This is a genomic window from Agromyces terreus (assembly GCF_009749465.1).
Taxonomy (GTDB): Bacteria; Actinomycetota; Actinomycetes; order Actinomycetales; family Microbacteriaceae; genus Agromyces; species Agromyces terreus.
This window is the reverse complement of sequence record NZ_WBIS01000009.1, coordinates 66,885-84,697: the sequence shown is the minus strand read 5'-3', so window position 1 is coordinate 84,697 and position 17,813 is coordinate 66,885. Positions and strand designations below refer to the sequence as shown.

14 protein-coding genes are annotated in these 17,813 nt (G+C 70.3%); 6 read left to right on the top strand and 8 right to left on the bottom strand.

Going from position 1 to position 17,813, the window contains the following annotated elements; genetic code table 11:
• Nucleotides 1-90: 90 nt before the first annotated feature.
• Nucleotides 91-894, top strand: coding sequence for a Bax inhibitor-1/YccA family protein (locus GQQ92_RS14415; protein WP_157000001.1), 804 nt, complete (start codon nucleotides 91-93; stop codon nucleotides 892-894).
• A 133-nt stretch (nucleotides 895-1,027) separates the two neighbouring features.
• On the opposite strand, the gene GQQ92_RS14410 is transcribed toward GQQ92_RS14415, so the two are convergent.
• The 7 genes from GQQ92_RS14410 to GQQ92_RS14380 form a co-directional block, all read right to left on the bottom strand.
• Nucleotides 1,028-1,972, bottom strand: a complete 945-nt coding sequence (locus tag GQQ92_RS14410; RefSeq protein ID WP_157000000.1) for an L-lactate dehydrogenase — start codon at nucleotides 1,970-1,972, stop codon at nucleotides 1,028-1,030.
• A 111-nt stretch (nucleotides 1,973-2,083) separates the two neighbouring features.
• Complete coding sequence (guaA, locus tag GQQ92_RS14405; RefSeq protein ID WP_156999999.1) at nucleotides 2,084-3,667, bottom strand: glutamine-hydrolyzing GMP synthase; 1,584 nt, start codon at nucleotides 3,665-3,667, stop codon at nucleotides 2,084-2,086.
• Nucleotides 3,664-4,161: a DUF3817 domain-containing protein gene (locus GQQ92_RS14400; RefSeq protein WP_156999998.1), complete on the bottom strand. Its 498-nt coding sequence runs from the start codon at nucleotides 4,159-4,161 to the stop codon at nucleotides 3,664-3,666. The genes guaA and GQQ92_RS14400 overlap by 4 nt, the downstream gene beginning before the upstream one ends.
• 43 nt (nucleotides 4,162-4,204) lie before the next feature.
• A complete protein-coding gene (locus GQQ92_RS14395) occupies nucleotides 4,205-5,068 on the bottom strand; it encodes an SURF1 family cytochrome oxidase biogenesis protein (RefSeq protein ID WP_156999997.1) in 864 nt (287 codons plus the stop codon).
• A 123-nt stretch (nucleotides 5,069-5,191) separates the two neighbouring features.
• Nucleotides 5,192-7,018, bottom strand: coding sequence for a glycerol-3-phosphate dehydrogenase/oxidase (locus GQQ92_RS14390; RefSeq protein WP_156999996.1), 1,827 nt, complete (start codon nucleotides 7,016-7,018; stop codon nucleotides 5,192-5,194).
• 133 nt (nucleotides 7,019-7,151) lie between these two features.
• Entirely contained in the window at nucleotides 7,152-8,276 is a 1,125-nt protein-coding gene (locus GQQ92_RS14385; protein ID WP_156999995.1) for a GuaB3 family IMP dehydrogenase-related protein, read from the bottom strand.
• A 22-nt stretch (nucleotides 8,277-8,298) separates the two neighbouring features.
• The gene (locus tag GQQ92_RS14380) at nucleotides 8,299-9,999 is read right to left on the bottom strand and encodes an ABC-F family ATP-binding cassette domain-containing protein (RefSeq protein WP_156999994.1); all 1,701 of its coding nucleotides are present in this window, start codon (nucleotides 9,997-9,999) and stop codon (nucleotides 8,299-8,301) included.
• A gap of 201 nt (nucleotides 10,000-10,200) precedes the next feature.
• Between GQQ92_RS14380 and GQQ92_RS14375 the strand changes: the two genes are divergently transcribed.
• Entirely contained in the window at nucleotides 10,201-11,370 is a 1,170-nt protein-coding gene (locus tag GQQ92_RS14375; protein WP_156999993.1) for a MalY/PatB family protein, read from the top strand.
• 137 nt (nucleotides 11,371-11,507) lie between these two features.
• Here GQQ92_RS14375 and guaB read toward each other — a convergent pair whose 3' ends face one another.
• Nucleotides 11,508-13,010, bottom strand: coding sequence for an IMP dehydrogenase (gene guaB / locus GQQ92_RS14370; RefSeq protein WP_156999992.1), 1,503 nt, complete (start codon nucleotides 13,008-13,010; stop codon nucleotides 11,508-11,510).
• Between the two features lie 330 nt (nucleotides 13,011-13,340).
• Between guaB and GQQ92_RS14365 the strand changes: the two genes are divergently transcribed.
• The 4 genes from GQQ92_RS14365 to GQQ92_RS14350 all read left to right on the top strand — a co-directional run bounded on the left by GQQ92_RS14365 (nucleotide 13,341) and on the right by GQQ92_RS14350 (nucleotide 17,411).
• The gene (locus tag GQQ92_RS14365) at nucleotides 13,341-14,624 is read left to right on the top strand and encodes a branched-chain amino acid ABC transporter permease (RefSeq protein ID WP_156999991.1); all 1,284 of its coding nucleotides are present in this window, start codon (nucleotides 13,341-13,343) and stop codon (nucleotides 14,622-14,624) included.
• Between the two features lie 9 nt (nucleotides 14,625-14,633).
• Nucleotides 14,634-15,614: a branched-chain amino acid ABC transporter permease gene (locus GQQ92_RS14360; RefSeq protein WP_156999990.1), complete on the top strand. Its 981-nt coding sequence runs from the start codon at nucleotides 14,634-14,636 to the stop codon at nucleotides 15,612-15,614.
• 100 nt (nucleotides 15,615-15,714) lie between these two features.
• A complete protein-coding gene (locus GQQ92_RS14355; protein WP_197738276.1) occupies nucleotides 15,715-16,674 on the top strand; it encodes an ABC transporter ATP-binding protein in 960 nt (319 codons plus the stop codon).
• Nucleotides 16,671-17,411 (top strand): ABC transporter ATP-binding protein, encoded by a 741-nt coding sequence (locus GQQ92_RS14350; RefSeq protein WP_156999989.1) that lies wholly within the window; start codon nucleotides 16,671-16,673, stop codon nucleotides 17,409-17,411. Before GQQ92_RS14355 ends, GQQ92_RS14350 begins: the two co-directional genes overlap by 4 nt.
• Nucleotides 17,412-17,813 lie beyond the last annotated feature (402 nt).

The following is a 17,813-nucleotide window of genomic DNA, read 5'->3' as shown; positions in this document are numbered from 1 at the left end:
GATTTCACCGGATAGATTGGATGTTGCACCGGATCCAGCATCCGTCCACCTTCCCCCGCACCGACGACAGCCGAAAGCAGAGGAACACCCATGGCTCTCGACAACCCCGCCTTCTCGCGGAACTCCGCATTCTCCTCGCAGGGAGCCCAGGCCGTTGCGCAGAACGTGTCAGCGCAGGAGCTGCACGAGATGTACAACCAGCCCGCGACGCTGCCCGACCGCGAGGTCATGACGGTCGAGAACACGATCTCCAAGACGGTCGGCGCCTTCGCCGTCCTGCTCGTGGGTGCCGCGATCGGCTGGGTCATGACCCCCGTCATGCCGGCGCTGTTCTGGATCGCCTCGATCGTCGGATTCGTGCTGGCCCTCGTCAACATCTTCAAGAAGGAGCCGTCGCCGGCCCTCATCCTCGCGTACGCGGGCGCGCAGGGCATCTTCATCGGCGGCATCTCGCAGATCTACGAGGGCATGTACTCGGGCATCGTGGCCCAGGCCGTCATCGGCACCCTCGTGGTGTTCGGCGTGACGCTCGCGCTCTTCGCGAGCGGCAAGATCCGCGCCTCGAAGAAGGCGACCAAGGTCTTCCTCATCGCCATGGTCGGGTACCTTGTCTTCTCGCTCATCAACATGATCCTCATGTGGACCGGCGTCAACGACGACCCGTGGGGCCTTCGCGGCGCAGAGATCTTCGGCATCCCGCTCGGCCTCGTCATCGGCGTGCTCGTCATCATCATGGCGGCCTACTCGCTCGTGCTCGACTTCGACCTCATCCAGCAGGGCGTGCGCAACCGCGCCCCCAAGAAGTACGGCTGGACCGGCGCCTTCGGCATCATGGTCACCGTCATCTGGCTGTACCTCGAGATCCTGCGCTTCATCGCGATCGCACGCGACTAGCACTCGGCTCGCACGAACGAACGGGGTCGCCTTCGGGCGGCCCCGTTCGTCGTGTCAGCGGCGCAGAGACGACAGCGGGGCGGATGCCGCGACCACGCGACATCCGCCCCGCTGCCTCGATTCCGTGGCGGCGTCAGAATCCGAGCGACGCCAGGGAGCCGCGGATCGTTTCGGCCGAGGTCGCGAGCAGTTCGGCTTCGTCGTCGGACATCGGCGCCTCGGCGATGGGGAACGCCCCCTCGCCGCCGACAATGCTCGGCAGCGACAGGGCGATGCCGTCGAGGCCTCGGATGCCGCTCAGCACCGTGCTGACGGGCAGCACCGCGCGCTCGTCGCCCACGATCGCCTCGACGATGCGTGCTCCGGCGAGTCCGATGGCGTAGTTCGTGGCTCCCTTGCCCTTGATGACCGTGTACGCGGCGTTGCGCACCTCGTCGGCGATCTCGTCGAGCTCGGAGAGGGTGAACGGCTCGCCGCCGCGCCAGTCGAGAATCGGCACAGGGCCGATGCCGGCCTGCGACCAGAGCGGGAACTCGGTGTCGCCGTGCTCGCCGACGATCGCCGCGTGCACGCTCGACGTGGAGACGCCCGCGCGCTTGGCGAGCAGCCAGCGCAGGCGCGAGGTGTCGAGCACCGTTCCCGACCCGAAGATGCGGTTGGCGGGCAGTCCCGAGATGCGCTGGGCGGCGACCGTCATGACGTCGACGGGGTTCGTGACGAGCACGTAGATCGCGTCGGGCGCCCGCTCGAGCAGGTCGGGCAGCAGGCTCTCGAGGATGCGCACGTTCGTGCCCGCGAGGTCGAGGCGCGTCTGCCCCGGCTGCTGCTTGGCGCCGGCCGTGATGACCACGACGTTGGAGCCCTCGACGACGGCGAGATCGGCGCCGCCGCTCACGCTCGCGCCGGTGAACTGGGTGCCGTGCGCGAGGTCGAGCACCTCGGCCTCGACCTTCTCGCGGGCGATGTCGTAGAGCACGACCTCGCTCGCGGCTCCCCTGATGAGCGTGGCGTAGGCGAGGCTCGTGCCCACGCTTCCGGCTCCGACGACGGTGACCTTGACATTCTCGACGACCTTCACCCTGCCCATCCTGCCGTCATCCGTGTCGAATGTCAGGAGCCCGGACCGGAATGCCGCGTGAACGACGAACGGCCGCCCGAGGGCGGCCGTTCGAGTCGCGTCAGGGCGCGATCACTCCCACTCGATGGTTCCCGGCGGCTTCGACGTGACGTCGAGCACGACGCGGTTGACCTCGGGCACCTCGTTGGTGATGCGGTTGGAGATCTTCGCGAGCACGTCGTACGGCAGGCGGGTCCAGTCGGCGGTCATGGCGTCTTCGGAGCTCACCGGGCGGAGCACGATCGGGTGCCCGTAGGTGCGGCCGTCGCCCTGCACGCCCACCGAGCGCACATCGGCGAGGAGCACGACGGGGCACTGCCAGATCTGCTGGTCGAGGCCCGCCGCGCTCAGCTCTTCGCGCGCGATCGCGTCGGCCTCGCGGAGCAGAGCGAGACGATCACGGGTGACCTCGCCCACGATGCGGATGCCGAGGCCTGGCCCCGGAAACGGCTGTCGTCCGACGATCTCTTCAGGCAGGCCGAGCTCGCGGCCGATGGCCCGCACCTCGTCTTTGAAGAGGGTGCGCAGGGGCTCGACGAGCTCGAACTGGAGGTCTTCGGGCAGGCCGCCGACGTTGTGGTGGCTCTTGATGTTGGCCGTGCCGGTGCCGCCGCCGGACTCGACGACGTCGGGGTAGAGCGTGCCCTGCACGAGGAACCGGATCGGCTGCCCGTCGGACTCGGCCTCGGCGACGAGGTCGCGCTCGGCGGACTCGAACGCGCGGATGAACTCGCGGCCGATGATCTTGCGCTTCGTCTCTGGGTCGCTGACACCGGTGAGCGCGTCGAGGAACGTGTCGGCCGCGTCGACCGTGACCAGGCGGATGCCGGTGGCGGCGACGTAGTCGACCTCGACCTGGCGGCGCTCGTCTTTGCGGAGCAGCCCGTGGTCGACGAACACGCAGACGAGCTGGTCGCCGACGGCCTCGTGCACGATCGCGGCCGCGACGGCGGAGTCGACGCCGCCCGAGAGCCCGGCGATGACACGGCCGCTGCCGACCTGCTCGCGGATGCGGGCGACCTGCTCGGCGATGACGTTGCCCGAGTTCCAGTCGGCGGGGATGCCCGCCGCACGGTGCAGGAAGTTCTCGATGACGTCCTGGCCGTACTCGGAGTGCTTGACCTCGGGGTGCCACTGCACGCCGTAGAGCCCCTGCTCGTCGTTCGCGAACGCCGCGACGGGCGTGGTCGCCGTCGACGCGAGCACCTGGAACCCCTCGGGCGCGATCGCGACCGAGTCGCCGTGGCTCATCCATGTGACCTGGTGGTCGGGCTGGCCGCCGAGCAGCGCGTTGTCGTCGTCGGTGCGCACCGTGGTCTCGGTGGCGCCGTACTCGCGGTGGCCGGTGTGCGCGACCTCGCCGCCGAGCTGCTGCGCCATGACCTGGAAGCCGTAGCAGATGCCGAGGGTCGGCACGCCGAGGCGGAGGATGCCCTCGTCGAGCGACGGCGCACCGGGCTCGTAGACCGAGGACGGCCCGCCCGAGAGCACGATGCCGATCGGGTTCTTCTCACGAACCTCTTCGGCCGTGATCGTGTGCGGCACGATCTCGGAGTAGACGGATGCCTCGCGCACGCGTCGTGCGATCAGCTGCGCGTACTGCGCGCCGAAGTCGACGACGAGCACGGGGCGCTGCTCGGTGGGCTGATCGGTCACGGCTTGGCCTCCACGGGATCGGCGTCGGATGCGAGGTCGGGGGTCTGCGATGCGGCCTCACGGGCCTCGCGCTCGGCGAGGTACGCGTTCACCTGGCGCGCGATGCGCCCCTCGAGGAAGAAGGAGAGGAACGGGATGATGCCGCCGAGCGCGATGAGCAGGAACTGCGAGAACGGCCAGCGCATGAGGCTCCAGAGCCGGAAGTCGCCGAAGAGGTAGAGCACGTAGAACCAGCCGTGGGCGATGAGGATGCCCGTCGAGAGGTTGACGCCTTCGCCGGTGGAGACGAGACCCGCGGGGGTCTCGACGACCGGGGCGAACGAGAGGAAGCCGGCCGGACCGAACCCGAAGAGCTCGTAGTGGAAGACGTACTTCAGGATCATCTCGGCGCAGAGCAGGAGCAGCATCACGCCGGTGATGACCGACGTGACGGCGTAGAGCTTCAGCGCCCCGCGAATGCGCGGCAGATCGGCGAGTTTGGGCTCGAGGGGCATGCCACCAGTCTACGTGGCCGGAATCCGAGTGGATGCCGGGAGATCACGCGCCGCGCGGGCCGCCCGAGGGGCCGCCCGGCGCACCGGCAGGCGCACCGTCGGACGCACCGCCCGACGGCGAAGCTGCGCCGCCTGCCGCAGCCGCGGCCGCCTCCTCCGCCTCCTGCTGCTCGCGCTCGACGGCGTCGCGCACCAGGCGGTACCAGAGGTAGACCGCGAAGCCCGCGAACACGACCCACTCGACGGCGTAGAAGACGTTGAGCCAATTGAGCTCGAAGCTGTGCTCGGGCGCCGGCGAGACGATCGGCTCGAGCCCTGGCGCGGCATCGGTCGTCGTGACGTAGCCGAAGTACACGGGCCGGTCGTCGTAGTCGGCCCAGACGTTGATGAGCTGGGCGACGGCCACGGTCGTCATCGCGAACGGGTCGCCGTCTTCATCTGGCGCGACCGGCGCCTCGCTCGGCAGGAACCGTCCGACGACCGAGACCTCCGCCCCGTCGGCCGCGGCGTCGAACGCGTCGGCCGCGGCCTGCGCGGTCTCACGGTCGGCGGCCCAGCCGAGGGCGACGGGCAGGCCGCCGGGCGAGGCATCCGTCACCTCGAGATGGGCGACCGCCCAGTAGCCGGCGACGCCGTCGTTCAGCCGCCCCTCGACGAGCACCGTGTCGCCCGGCACGAACGTGCCGTGCACCTCGACGCGCTGGGCGGTCGCGACCTGCTCGGTCGGCGCGTCGGGCTGCACGAGGTCGCCGAACGGCAGCACCTCTTCGGTCGGTCGCTCGACGGTCGTCGACTGCTCGACCGCGCGCTCGATCTGCCACTGCCCGAGCAGCGCGAACGCGGCCGCCACCGCGAGGGCGAAGAGGAGCGCGAGCACCCATCGCGGGCGCAGCATCATCTGCAGCATCAGGCCCCGATGCCTCGCGCGCGGGCGGTTCGGATGGCGTCGGGCATGCCCTCAAGTCTACGTCGACGAGCCGGCGCCGATTCACGGCGCCGGCTCCTCGACGGGGTGAGCGTGCGAGCCGGGTCAGTCCATCTTCACGATGTCGGGGGCTCCGAGGCGAACGCGGTCGGCCGACTCGTCGTCGGGCTGGAGTTGCGACTCCCGCTCGGCGGCCACGCGCTCCAGGTACCGCTCGACCTCGAGCGCCTCGCGCGCGGCGTCCCAGCCGAGCACGCCGCCCATGAGCCTCGCCGCGACCGGCGCCGCCGAAACGCCGCGGTCCCACGCCTCGATCGAGATGCGCGTGCGCCGCGCGAGCACGTCGTCCAGGTGCAGCGCGCCCTCGTGGGAGGCCGCGTACACGACCTCGGCGGCGAGGTAGTCGTCGGCCCCGGGCAGGGGCTCGCCGAGCGACGGATCGGAGCGGATGAGGTCGAGCAGTTCGTCGGTCAGGGTGCCGTACCGGTTCAGCAGGTGTTCGATGCGCACCTTGTGCACGTCGAACGCGCGCGCGATCTTGGCGCGCTTGTTCCACGCCGCCTGGTAGCCCTCGGCACCGAGGAGCGCGATGTCCTGCGTCGTCGACTTCGGCACCCGGCCGTCGAGCGCGTCGGCCGCCGCGTCGATGGCGTCCATCGCCATGATGCGGTAGGTGGTCCACTTGCCGCCCGCGACGACGACGAGTCCGGGGACCGTGTGCGCGACGACGTGCTCGCGCGACAGCTTCGAGGTCTGGTCGCTCTCGCCGGCGAGCAGCGGCCGCAGCCCGGCGAACACGCCCTCGACGTCTTCGCGGGTGAGCGGAATCGCCAGCACCGCGTTCACGTGTTCGAGCACGTAGTCGATGTCGGCGGCCGTCGCCGCGGGGTGCGCCTTGTCGAGGTTCCAGTCGGTGTCGGTCGTGCCGATGAGCCAGTGCCGGCCCCACGGGATCACGAAGAGCACGCTCTTCTCGGTGCGGAAGATCATGCCCATCGCCGACTGGATGCGGTCGCGGGGCACCACGAGGTGGATGCCCTTCGAGGCCCGCACCTTGAACGTGCCGCGCTCGCCCACCATGCGCTGGGTGTCGTCGGTCCAGACGCCCGTGGCGTTCACGACCTGTTTCGCGCGGATCTCGAAGTGCTCGTCGGTCTGCAGGTCGTGGGCCTTCACGCCCACCACACGCTCGCCGACCTTGATGAAGCCCTCGACCTTGACCCGCGACGCCACGTGGGCGCCGTAGGAGGACGCGGTGCGGGCGAGGGATGCCACGTAGCGGGCGTCGTCGACCTGCGCGTCGTAGTACGTGAGCCCGCCGACGAGCGCGTCGTTCGACAGCGACGGGATCGCGCGCATGACCTGGCGCTTGGAGAGGTGCCGGTGGTGCGGCACACCCGGAGGGCGCCCGCCCGTGTAGCTGAAGATGTCGTACAGCAGCATGCCCGCGCCGATGTAGACGCGCTCGAAGAAGCGCTGCTTCAGCGGGTACAGGAACCGAACCGGCTTGACCAGGTGCGGCGCGATGCGCTGCAGCAGCAGTCCGCGTTCGATGAGCGCCTCGCGCACGAGCCGGAAGTCGAGCTGTTCCAGATACCGGATGCCGCCGTGCACGAGCTTCGACGACCGGCTCGACGTGCCCGAGGCCCAGTCGCGCGCCTCGAGCAGCCCGGTCGACAGGCCTCGCGTCACGGCGTCGAGCGCGGCACCCGTGCCGACGATGCCGCCGCCGACGACGAGGATGTCGAGCTCCTTCTCTTTCAGCCGCGCGATCGCGGCATCGCGTTCATCGGGGCCGAGCTTCGTCGATCGGGCGACGGATGCCGCGGCATCCGCCTTCGCGCCCGTGCTCGCCGCCTTCGCCCCGGCCCTCGGTGCGGTCTTCGCCGCCGAACGCCCGGTGCCCGCCGCTTCCGACTTCTGTGTCGCCATCGTCGTCCCCATCCTCGCGATCGCAGACGGCGACCGCGTGATCCGAGTTCAACGCTACCCGAGCGGAGCCCGGATCAGGCGGGAACCGCGGGATCCGGTCGAACCCCGCGCGAACGAGCGCGGCGTGCGCGGATCAGAACGACTGGTACGGCGCGACGACGACCTCGACGCGCTGGAACTCCTTGAGGTCGGAGTACCCCGTCGTCGCCATCGAGCGACGCAGCGCGCCCACGAGGTTGGCGCTGCCGTCGGCGGCCGGGGCCGGTCCGTAGAGCACCTCCTCGAGCGCGGCGACCTGGCCGACCTCGACCCGGCGGCCGCGCGGCAGCTTGGCGTGGTGCGCCTCGGCGCCCCAGTGGAAACCGCCGCCGGGTGCGTCGGTCGCACGTGCGAGCGCGGCGCCGAGCATGACGGCGTCGGCGCCGCACGCGATGGCCTTGACGATGTCGCCCGAGGTGCCGAGCCCGCCGTCGGCGATGACGTGCACGTATCGCCCGCCCGACTCGTCGAGGTAGTCGCGACGTGCGCCCGCGACATCCGCCACGGCCGTGGCCATGGGCGCGTGGATGCCGAGGGTCGCCCGGGTGGTCGACGCGGCGCCGCCGCCGAAGCCGACGAGCACGCCCGCGGCGCCGGTGCGCATGAGGTGCAGGGCGGCCGTGTAGGTCGAGGCGCCGCCGACGATGACGGGCACGTCGAGCTCGTAGATGAAGCGCTTGAGGTTCAGCGGCTCCTGGTTCTTCGACACGTGCTCGGCCGAGACCGTGGTGCCGCGGATCACGAAGAGGTCGACGCCCGCGGCGACGACCGTGCCGTACAGCTCCTGCGTGCGCTGCGGCGAGAGCGCGCCGGCGACGGTGACGCCCGCGGCCCGGATCTCGGCGAGGCGCTCGGTGACGAGTTCGGGCTTGATCGGCTCGGAGTACAGCTGCTGCATGCGGGCCGTCGCCTGCTCGGGCGCGAGGTTGCGGATCTCGGCGAGCACGGGCTCGGGGTCTTCGTACCGGGTCCAGAGGCCCTCGAGGTCGAGCACGCCGAGACCGCCGAGCTGGCCCATCATGATCGCCGTCTTCGGCGACACGACGGAGTCCATCGGCGCCGCCAGGAACGGGATGTCGAACTGGTACGCGTCGATCGACCACCCCACCGAGACGTCTTCGGGGTCGCGGGTGCGCCTGCTGGGCACGATGGCGATGTCGTCGAACGCGTAGACGCGACGGCCCCGCTTGGAACGGCCGATCTCGATCTCCTGAGTCACCTTGACAGCCTACCGAACCGCGTCAGCGCACCCGTTCCACCCGCGACTCGTCCCAGACGGGCGCGTCGGACTCGACGACCCGACCGTCGGAGCGGAACACGACGAACCGGTCGAAGCTCCTCGTGAACCACCGGTCGTGGGTGACGGCCAGCACCGTGCCGTCGAAGCGCGAGAGCGCGTCCTCGAGCGCCTCGGCCGAGACGAGGTCGAGATTGTCGGTCGGCTCGTCGAGCAGCAGCAGGGTCGCCCCGCTGAGCTCGAGCAGCAGGATCTGCAGCCGCGCCTGCTGGCCGCCCGACAGGTCGTCGAACCGCTGCAGCGCCGCGCCCGCGAGCCCGTAGCGGTCGAGCGCCGAGCTCGCCGCCTCCCTGGCCATGCCGTCTCGGTCGGCGTCGCCGCGATGCAGGATGTCGAGCAGCGTGCGGCCGCGGAACTCGACGTGCTCGTGGTTCTGCGCGAACCAGCCGGGCACGACCCGGGCGCCCAGCACGGCGCGCCCCTCGTGCGGGACGCGGGACAACGACTCCCCCACGGTCGTGACGTGGCCGAGGGTGCGATCGGGATCGGTGCCCCCGCCCGCAAGGAGCCGCAGGAAGTGCGACTTGCCCGAGCCGTTCGACCCGAGCACGGCCACCCGGTCGCCGTACCAGACCTCGAGGTCGAAGGGCTTCATGAGCCCGCTGAGCTCGAGCCCCTCGCACACGACCGAGCGCTTGCCCGTGCGCGACCCACGGAGCCGCATCGACACCGCCTGAGCCGGTGGCCGCTCCTCGGGCGGGCCCGCCTCCTCGAACCGCTCGAGCCGCGTGATCGCGGCCTGGTACCGAGAGGCCATGCCGTCGTTGTACGTCGCCTTGACCTTGAGGGTGTTCACGAGCGTCTTCAGCGCCTGATGCTGCTCGTCCCAGCGGCGCCGCAGCTCGTCGAGCCGCGCGAAGCGCTCCTCGCGCGCCGCGTGGTACCCCTCGAAGCCGCCGCCGTGCACCCACGCGGTGCTGCCGGCCGGGCTCGCCTCGAGCGTGACGATGCGGTCGGCCGCGCGCGCGAGCAGCTCCCGGTCGTGCGACACGAGCAGCACCGTCTTGGGCGTCGCGCGGAGCGCCGCCTCGAGCCATCGCTTGCCGGGCACGTCGAGCGAGTTGTCGGGCTCGTCGAGCAGGAGCACCTGCTCGGGGCCGCGCAGCAGGGCCTCGAGGGCGAGCCGCTTCTGCTCGCCGCCCGAGAGCGTGGACAGGCCGCGCCACCTCGCCCGCTCGAACGGAACGCCGAGCGCCGCCGACGTGCAGTGGTCCCACACGACCTCCTGCTCGTAGCCGCCGGCCTCGGCGTACTCGGCGAGCGCGGTCGCATACCGCATCTGGTTCGCCGTGTCGTCCGTCTCGATGAGCGCCTGCTCCGACGCCTCGAGCTCGACCGCCGCCGCCCTGATCCTCGTCGGCGCGACCGAGACGAGCAGGCTCGCGACGGTCGCCTCGCCCTCGGGCTCCGACGCGGTGCGCCCGACGAACTGATCCATGACCCCGAGTCCGCCGTCGACCTGCACGCTGCCCTCGTCGGGGCGCAGGTCGCCGCGGATGATGCGCAGCAGCGTCGACTTGCCGGCCCCGTTCGCCCCGATGAGCGCCGTCGTGCGGCCGTCGACGACGCGGAACGCGAGATCGACCAGCAGCGGCCGGCCGTCGGGCAGCGAGAAGGAGACGCCGTTGACGTCGATGAACCCCATGCGAGACATCCGTTCCGATTCGCGACCTCCGTCGCGGCGCACAAGGCAGCCGATCAGCCTACCCGCCACGAGCGGATGCCGCGAGCCGACGCCACGAGCCGACGCCACGAGCGGATGCCGCGAGCCGCCACCCGAACGGGGCCGCGACGGCATCCGGGCGCCACGGGGCATCCGCCCGCCCCGATGCGGCATGCTGGAGCCATGCATCGCACCGAAGCGGACTCCATCGATCTGCTGCGCGCACGCACGAGCGTGAAGTGGCGTACCTACGCCGACGACGTGCTGCCGCTGCCCGTCGCCGAGATGGACTACCCCCTCGCCGAGCCGATCGCGCGCGCCCTGCACCGGGCCGTCGACCGTTCCGACACCGGGTACTCCTCGCTCGCCCCCGCGGTCGCCGAGGCGTTCCAGGGGTTCGCCGCCCGCCGATTCGGCTGGGAGCCCGACCCGGCCCGCGTGACCTGCACCGCCGACGTGTCGATGGGCATCGTCGAGGTGCTGCGCCAGGCCGTCGCGCCGGGCGACCGCGTCATCGTGACCTCGCCGATCTACCCGCCCTTCTTCGACCTCGTCACCGAGGCCGGCGGCGTCGTCGACGAGGTCCCGCTGCTCGGCGGCATCCGCGACGGGTGGTCGTTCGACCTGCCCGGCATCGAGGCCGCGTTCGCCCGCGGTGCGCGCGCGATGCTGCTCTGCAACCCGCACAACCCGACCGGATGGGTGCCCTCGCGCGCGCAGCTCGAGGCGATCGCCGAGCTCGCCGCCGCACACGGCGCCACCGTGGTGAGCGACGAGGTGCACGGCCCGCTCAGCCAGCCCGCGACGCCGTACACGCCGTTCCTGACGGTGTCCGACGCCGCACGCGAACACGGCGTCGCCGTCACTGCCGCGACCAAGGCGTTCAACATCGCCGGGCTCAAGACCGCGCTCATCGTCACCGCGAGCGAGCGCGGCGATCGCCTGCGCGAGGCCATGCCCTACGAGGTCGCCTGGCGCATGAGCCACTTCGGCGCCGTCGCCACCGTCGCCGCCTTCGCCGAGGGCGGCCACTGGCTCGACGGCGTGCTCGGTAGCCTCGACGACAACCGGCGACTGCTCGCCGACCTCCTCGAGGAGGATCTGCCCGGCGTCGGCTACCGGGTGCCGGATGCCACGTACCTCGCGTGGCTCGACCTCACGGCGCTGGGCTGGGGCGACGACCCGGCCGAGACCGCGCTCGAGCGGGCGAGGGTCGCCCTCGTGAGCGGGCCGACGTTCGGCGCGCAGGTGGGCCGAGGCCACGCCCGCCTCAACTTCGCCTGCTCGCCCGAGATGCTCGCCGAGGCGATCGCGCGGCTGGCCGACGCACGCGCGAGCGGCGACGGTCGCTGACCCGAGGCATCCGCGGGCCGACGACGACCCGCGACGCCGCAGGCTGACGCCGACCCCGCGACATCCGCAGGCCGACGACGACGTCCGCAGACGCGACGACGCCCGCCCGGGTCGACCGGGGGTCGTCGTGCGAGCGATCAGCGCTTGTAGTTCGGCGCCTCGACCACGATCTGCACGTCGTGCGGGTGCGACTCCTTGAGGCCCGCGGCCGTGATGCGCACGAACTTGCCCTTGGCCTTGAGCTCGGCGATGGTGTGCCCGCCCACGTAGAACATCGACTGCCGCAGGCCGCCGATGAGCTGGTGCGCGACCGCCGCGACCGAGCCGCGGTAGGCGACCTGGCCCTCGATGCCCTCGGGGATCAGCTTGTCGTCGCTCGGCACATCGGCCTGGAAGTAGCGGTCCTTCGAGTACGAGGTGTTCTTGCCGCGGGTCTGCATCGCCCCGAGCGAGCCCATGCCGCGGTAGAGCTTGAACTGCTTGCCGCCCTGGAAGACGACGTCGCCGGGCGACTCGTCGGTGCCGGCGAGCAGCGAACCGATCATGACGGTGTCGGCGCCCGCGACGAGCGCCTTCGCGATGTCGCCCGAGTACTGCAGGCCGCCGTCGGCGATGATCGGCACGCCGGCCTCGCGCGCGGCGAGGTACGACTCGTAGATCGCCGTGATCTGGGGCACGCCCACGCCCGCGACGATGCGGGTCGTGCAGATGGAGCCCGGCCCGACGCCGACCTTCACCGCGTCGACGCCCGCCTCGATGAGCGCCTGCGCGCCCTCGCGGGTCGCCGCCTGGCCGCCGATGACGTCGATGTGCTCGAACGTGGGGTCGGCCTTGATGCGCTTGACCATGTCGATGACGCCGGCCGAGTGGCCGTTCGCCGTGTCGACCACGATGACGTCGACGCCCGCGTCGCGCAGCGCCTCGGCGCGCTCCCACGCGTCGCCGAAGAAGCCGATCGCGGCGCCCACGCGCAGGCGGCCCTCGGCGTCCTTCGTCGCGTTCGGGTACTGCTCGGACTTGTCGAAGTCCTTGACGGTGATGAGGCCCGTGAGCTTGCCCTCGTCGTCGACGAGCGGGAGCTTCTCGACCTTGTGCTTCGCGAAGATCGCGAGCGCCTCGTCGGGGTTCATGCCGACGCGGCCGGTGATGAGCGGCGCCTTCGTCATGACGTCGGCGACCTTCGTGGTCGGCTTCTCGAACTCGGAGACGAAGCGCATGTCGCGGTTGGAGATGATGCCGACGAGCACGCCCCGGCCGTCGACCACGGGCAGGCCGCTCACCCGGTACGTCGCGCACAGCGCGTCGACTTCGGCCACGGTCGCCTCAGGCGTCGTCGTCACGGGGTTCGAGACCATGCCCGACTCGCTGCGCTTCACACGGTCGACCATGTCGGCCTGATCGGCGATCGAGAGATTGCGGTGCAGGATGCCGATGCCGCCCTGGCGGGCCATCGCGATCGCCATGCGCGCCTCGGTGACCGTGTCCATCGCGGCCGACAGGAGCGGGGTCGCGACGCTGATGCGACGGGTGAGCCGGGACGTCGTGTCGGCCTCGCTCGGAATGACGTCGGTGTGACCCGGGAGCAACAGCACGTCGTCGTACGTGAGTCCGATGAATCCGAACGGGTCGTGCTGGTCCATTGGGGCGCCCCTTATCGCGTGATCTGCTTTCGAACGGCACCGCCGCCGGCGCGAAAAGGGCCTTGCACGGTGTCTACCGATTCTAAGGGCGACGGGGCTGGGAGTATTCCCCGTGCGAATCCCTTGCGCGAGAGCAGGTCGCGACGGCGGGAATCACGCGTTTCTCACGATTCGGCTGCGGTTCCCGAACGTGGGGCATGCGAAACACGGACGACACACTACGCTCATAACGTCTCCTTCACGGCCGATGGGACTCCTGTCGCCGTGGTGTCCCAACCTGGAGGTTTCGTGAGATCCCCATTCCCTGCCGTCGCGCACCCACCCGGTCGCATGATCCGGCTCCTCGGCGTCATCCTCGCCGTCACCGCAGCCATGCTCGGCGTCTTCGCGCTCTCGGCCTCACCGGCCGTGGCCGCCGAAGGCGATCCGTACCGCATCAGCGGCAACGTCCAACTCGACGGCGAACCCCTCGAGGGCGTCAAACTCGTGATCGACGGGCCCGGCGGCAAGCAAGAGGTCGAAACCGACGAGAACGGCCAATGGCGCGTCAGCGTCCCCGAGAAGGACGACTACACCGTCACGCTCGATGAAGAGACCCTTCCCGAGGGCATCGCGGTCGTCGACCCCGAAGACGACAGCCCCGACGAGAAGGACGTCACCGTCGGCGCCGGCGGGCGCGTGACCGTGAACTTCTTCATCGGCGAGGGCGAGCGCAACGTCACGAGCATGTGGGACCAGTTCATCCAGCGCACCGTGCAGGGCCTGAACTTCGGCCTCATGCTCGGACTCGCGGCCATCGGCCTGTCGCTCGTGTTCGGCACCACCGGCATCTCGAACTTCGCGCACGGCGAGATGGTGACCTTCGGCGCCGTCGCGGCATCCTTCCTCGTCAGCGCGGGCTCGCTCGCGCTGCCCCTGTGGATCGGCCTGCCGCTCGCGGTGGTGCTGAGCGCCGGGTTCGGACTCCTCCTCGACATGGGCCTGTGGAGACCGCTCCGCCGCAAACGCGTGGGCGTCGTCCAGCTCATGATCGTGAGCATCGGCCTCTCGCTCGCGCTGCGCTACACCTTCCAGTTCTTCATCGGCGGCGGCACGACCCAGCTGCCGTACGCCTCGGCCCCGAAGCTCAACTTCGGGCCCGTGCAGCTGAGCTGGATCGACATCGCGTCGATCGTCATCTCGATCGTCATGATCATCGCGTTCGCGCTCTGGCTGACCCGCTCCCGCCTCGGAAAGGCGACCCGGGCCATCAGCGACAACTCCTCGCTCGCGGCGGCATCCGGCATCGACGTCGACTACGTGGTGCGTGTGGTCTGGATCATCGCGGGCGGCCTCGCCGGCCTCGCCGGCGTGCTCTACGCGTACTACCGACCCGGCATCAAGTGGGACATGGGAGCGCAGATGCTGCTGCTCATGTTCGCGGCCGTCACCCTCGGCGGTCTCGGCACGGCCTACGGCGCGCTCATCGGCTCGCTCATCGTGGGCGTGCTCGTCGAGGTGTCGGGGCTGTGGATCCCCAGCGACCTCAAGTACGCGGGTGCTCTCGTCATCCTCATCGTCATCCTGCTGTTCCGGCCACAGGGCATCCTGGGCCGACGAGAGAGAATCGGTTAGGCACGCATCATGGACTGGATTCAGATACTCTCCAACACCGCGTCGTCGATCCTCAGCCCGGCGACGATCGGGTACGCGCTCGCCGCGCTCGGCCTCGCCGTGCACTTCGGTTACGCGGGACTGCTCAACATGGGCATCGCCGGCTTCATGGCCATCGGCGCCTACGGCTACGCCATCTCCATCCTGACGTTCGATCTGCCCTGGTGGCTGGCCGCGATGATCGGCCTCGTGGCCGCAGCGATCTTCGCGCTCATCCTCGGCGTGCCGACGCTGCGACTGCGAGGCGACTACCTGGCCATCGTGACCATCGCGGCCGCCGAGGTCGTCCGCCTGCTGTTCCTGACGACGGCGTTCGACGACGTCACCGGCTCGGCCGACGGCCTCAGCGGGTACCACGCGAGCTTCCGCGAGGCCAACCCGATCCCGCCGGGCATGTACGGCTTCGGGCCGTGGGTCTACAACGAGAACCAGTGGTGGGTCCGCATCCTCGGCCTGCTCACGCTCGCCATCGCCGTCCTCGTCGTGTGGATGCTCATGCGCAGCCCCTGGGGCCGCGTGCTCAAGGGCATCCGCGAAGACGAAGACGCGGTGCGCGCGCTCGGCAAGAACGCGTTCGCCTACAAGCTGCAGGCGCTCGTGCTCGGCGGCGTGCTCGCCGCGGCCGGCGGCATCGTCTACGCCCTGCCCTCGGCGGTCAGCCCCGGCGTGTACGTGACCTCGCTCACGTTCTTCGTCTGGACGGCCCTCCTGCTCGGCGGCGCCGCGACGGTCTTCGGACCGCTGCTCGGCTCGCTGATCTTCTGGGTGCTGCAGACGTTCCTCAGCAATTTCCTGCCGGCACTCGTGCAGGCGGGGGTGCTCCCGTTCATGACGCAGATCCAGGCGGGCACGCTGCGCTTCATCCTCGTCGGTGTCGCGCTCATGCTGCTCGTGATCTTCATGCCGCAGGGAATCCTCGGCAACAAGAAGGAGCTGACCTTTGTCAAGTGAGATCCCGGCTCCCACCGAGCCCACCACGGATGCCGCGGCCGAAGCCGCGGACCAGCACGACCCCACGGCGGCGCCCGTCGAACGGCCCAAGACGACCGGGCTGCACGTCGGCGACGCGAAGCCCGGAGTCGCGAAGGTCGACCCGATCATCGTGGCCGACGGCGTGCGACGCACGTTCGGCGGCCTGACCGCCGTCGACGTCGAGCACCTCGAGATCCCGCGCGGGGCCATCACGGCCCTCATCGGGCCGAACGGCGCCGGCAAGACCACGCTGTTCAACCTGCTCACCGGGTTCGACAAGCCCAATGAGGGCACCTGGACCTTCGACGGCAAGTCGCTCTCGGGCGTTCCGGCCTTCAAGGTGGCACGTCTCGGCCAGGTGCGCACGTTCCAGCTGACCAAGGCCCTCGGCCTGCTCACCGTGCTCGAGAACATGAAGCTCGGCGCGACGGGCCAGCGCGGCGAACGATTCTGGTCGAGCCTGATCCCCGCCCTGTGGCGCAAGCAGGACGCCAAGATCGAAGCCCGGGCGATGGGTCTGCTCGCGAAGTTCAAGCTCGACGCGAAGGCTCCCGACTTCGCGGCGAGCCTGTCGGGCGGCCAGCGCAAGCTGCTCGAGATGGCCCGCGCGCTCATGAGCGAACCGAAGCTCGTGATGCTCGACGAGCCGATGGCCGGCGTCAACCCGGCCCTCACGCAGTCGCTGCTCGACCACATCCTCGACCTGAAGGACGAGGGCATGACCGTGCTCTTCGTCGAGCACGACATGCACATGGTCCGCCACATCGCCGACTGGGTCATCGTGATGGCCGAGGGCAAGGTCGTCGCCGAAGGCGACCCCTACTCGGTCATGCGCGACCCCGCCGTCATCGACGCCTACCTCGGCGCGCATCAGGAGCTCGACCTCGGCGTCGTGACCGGGCGCGTCACCGCCGAGGAGGCCGACCCGACCACGGATGCCGCCGCGTCGACCAGCGTCGACGCCGACGAGCTCGCGAGCGCCGGCACGGCAGAGGCCGAGGCGGAGTTCGCCCCCGACACCGAGGAGAAGAAGAAGTGACGAACGCGACCGCAACCGCGACCCCCGTCGTCGTCGTCGACGAGGTGCACGCGGGCTACCTCCCCGGGGTCAACATCCTGAACGGATGCTCCCTCGTGGCCGAGCAGGGCGAGCTCATCGGCATCATCGGCCCGAACGGCGCCGGCAAGTCGACCCTCCTCAAGGCGATCTTCGGGCAGGTCAATGTGCGCGAGGGGTCCATCACCCTGCAGGGCGAGGACATCACCGGGCTCAAGGCGAACAAGCTCGTCTCGCGCGGCGTCGGGTTCATCCCCCAGACGAACAACGTGTTCCCGAGCCTCACCATCGAGGAGAACCTCCAGATGGGGCTCTACCAGAATCCCGGTGCGTACAAGGAGCGTCTCGAGTTCGTCACCGGCATCTTCGCGGAACTCGGCAAGCGGCTGAAGCAGCGCGCCGGGTCGCTCTCGGGCGGCGAGCGCCAGATGGTCGCCATGAGCCGCGCGCTCATGATGGACCCGAAGGTGCTGCTCCTCGACGAGCCCTCGGCGGGTCTCTCCCCCGTGCGTCAGGACGAGGCGTTCATCCGCGTCTCCGAGATCAACAAGGCCGGGGTGACCTGCATCATGGTCGAGCAGAACGCCAGGCGCTGCCTGCAGATCTGCGACCGCGGCTACGTGCTCGATCAGGGCCGCGACGCCTACACGGGCACCGGGCGCGAGCTGCTCAAGGACCCCAAGGTGACCGAGCTCTACCTCGGCACGCTCGGTACCTGAGCCGCGGCGAACACGAACGGGCGGGTCCTCGCGCAAGCGGGGCCCGCCCGTTCGTCGTCTCGCGGCCGCTCGGCGTCGTGGCGGCTCGGCGGCTCGGCCACTCTTCACGCCATCAGCCTCTCGGCATGGCACTTTTCAGGAAGGGGTATGGGCAAGACGGCGCACAATGTCGTCATCCACCGCCGGATGCCCCTCCGTGCCCACACCCGCTCCTGAAAACGGTGTCCGTGCCGGCCGTCTGGCGGCGCCTGACGTGCCCGGCACGGGGCGTGTCCCCCTGCTCGCGGGTCGTCGCGGGTGCGCGCCTGCGCCGGGCGCCGAGCGCGCGCGAATGCGACGAGAACACGGTGCCGAGCGCGCGCACTCGTCGCATTCGCGCGCGCTCACGCGGGCCGTCGTGGA

Coding starts and splice junctions, on each gene's coding strand:
- GQQ92_RS14360 (WP_156999990.1), top strand. CDS start 14,634: ATGGACTGGATTCAGATACTCTCCAACACCGCGTCGTCGATCCTCAGC.
- guaB (WP_156999992.1), bottom strand. CDS start 13,010: ATGGACCAGCACGACCCGTTCGGATTCATCGGACTCACGTACGACGAC.
- GQQ92_RS14415 (WP_157000001.1), top strand. CDS start 91: ATGGCTCTCGACAACCCCGCCTTCTCGCGGAACTCCGCATTCTCCTCG.
- GQQ92_RS14375 (WP_156999993.1), top strand. CDS start 10,201: ATGCATCGCACCGAAGCGGACTCCATCGATCTGCTGCGCGCACGCACG.
- GQQ92_RS14400 (WP_156999998.1), bottom strand. CDS start 4,161: ATGCCCCTCGAGCCCAAACTCGCCGATCTGCCGCGCATTCGCGGGGCG.
- GQQ92_RS14390 (WP_156999996.1), bottom strand. CDS start 7,018: ATGGCGACACAGAAGTCGGAAGCGGCGGGCACCGGGCGTTCGGCGGCG.
- GQQ92_RS14380 (WP_156999994.1), bottom strand. CDS start 9,999: ATGGGGTTCATCGACGTCAACGGCGTCTCCTTCTCGCTGCCCGACGGC.
- GQQ92_RS14365 (WP_156999991.1), top strand. CDS start 13,341: ATGATCCGGCTCCTCGGCGTCATCCTCGCCGTCACCGCAGCCATGCTC.
- GQQ92_RS14395 (WP_156999997.1), bottom strand. CDS start 5,068: ATGCTGCAGATGATGCTGCGCCCGCGATGGGTGCTCGCGCTCCTCTTC.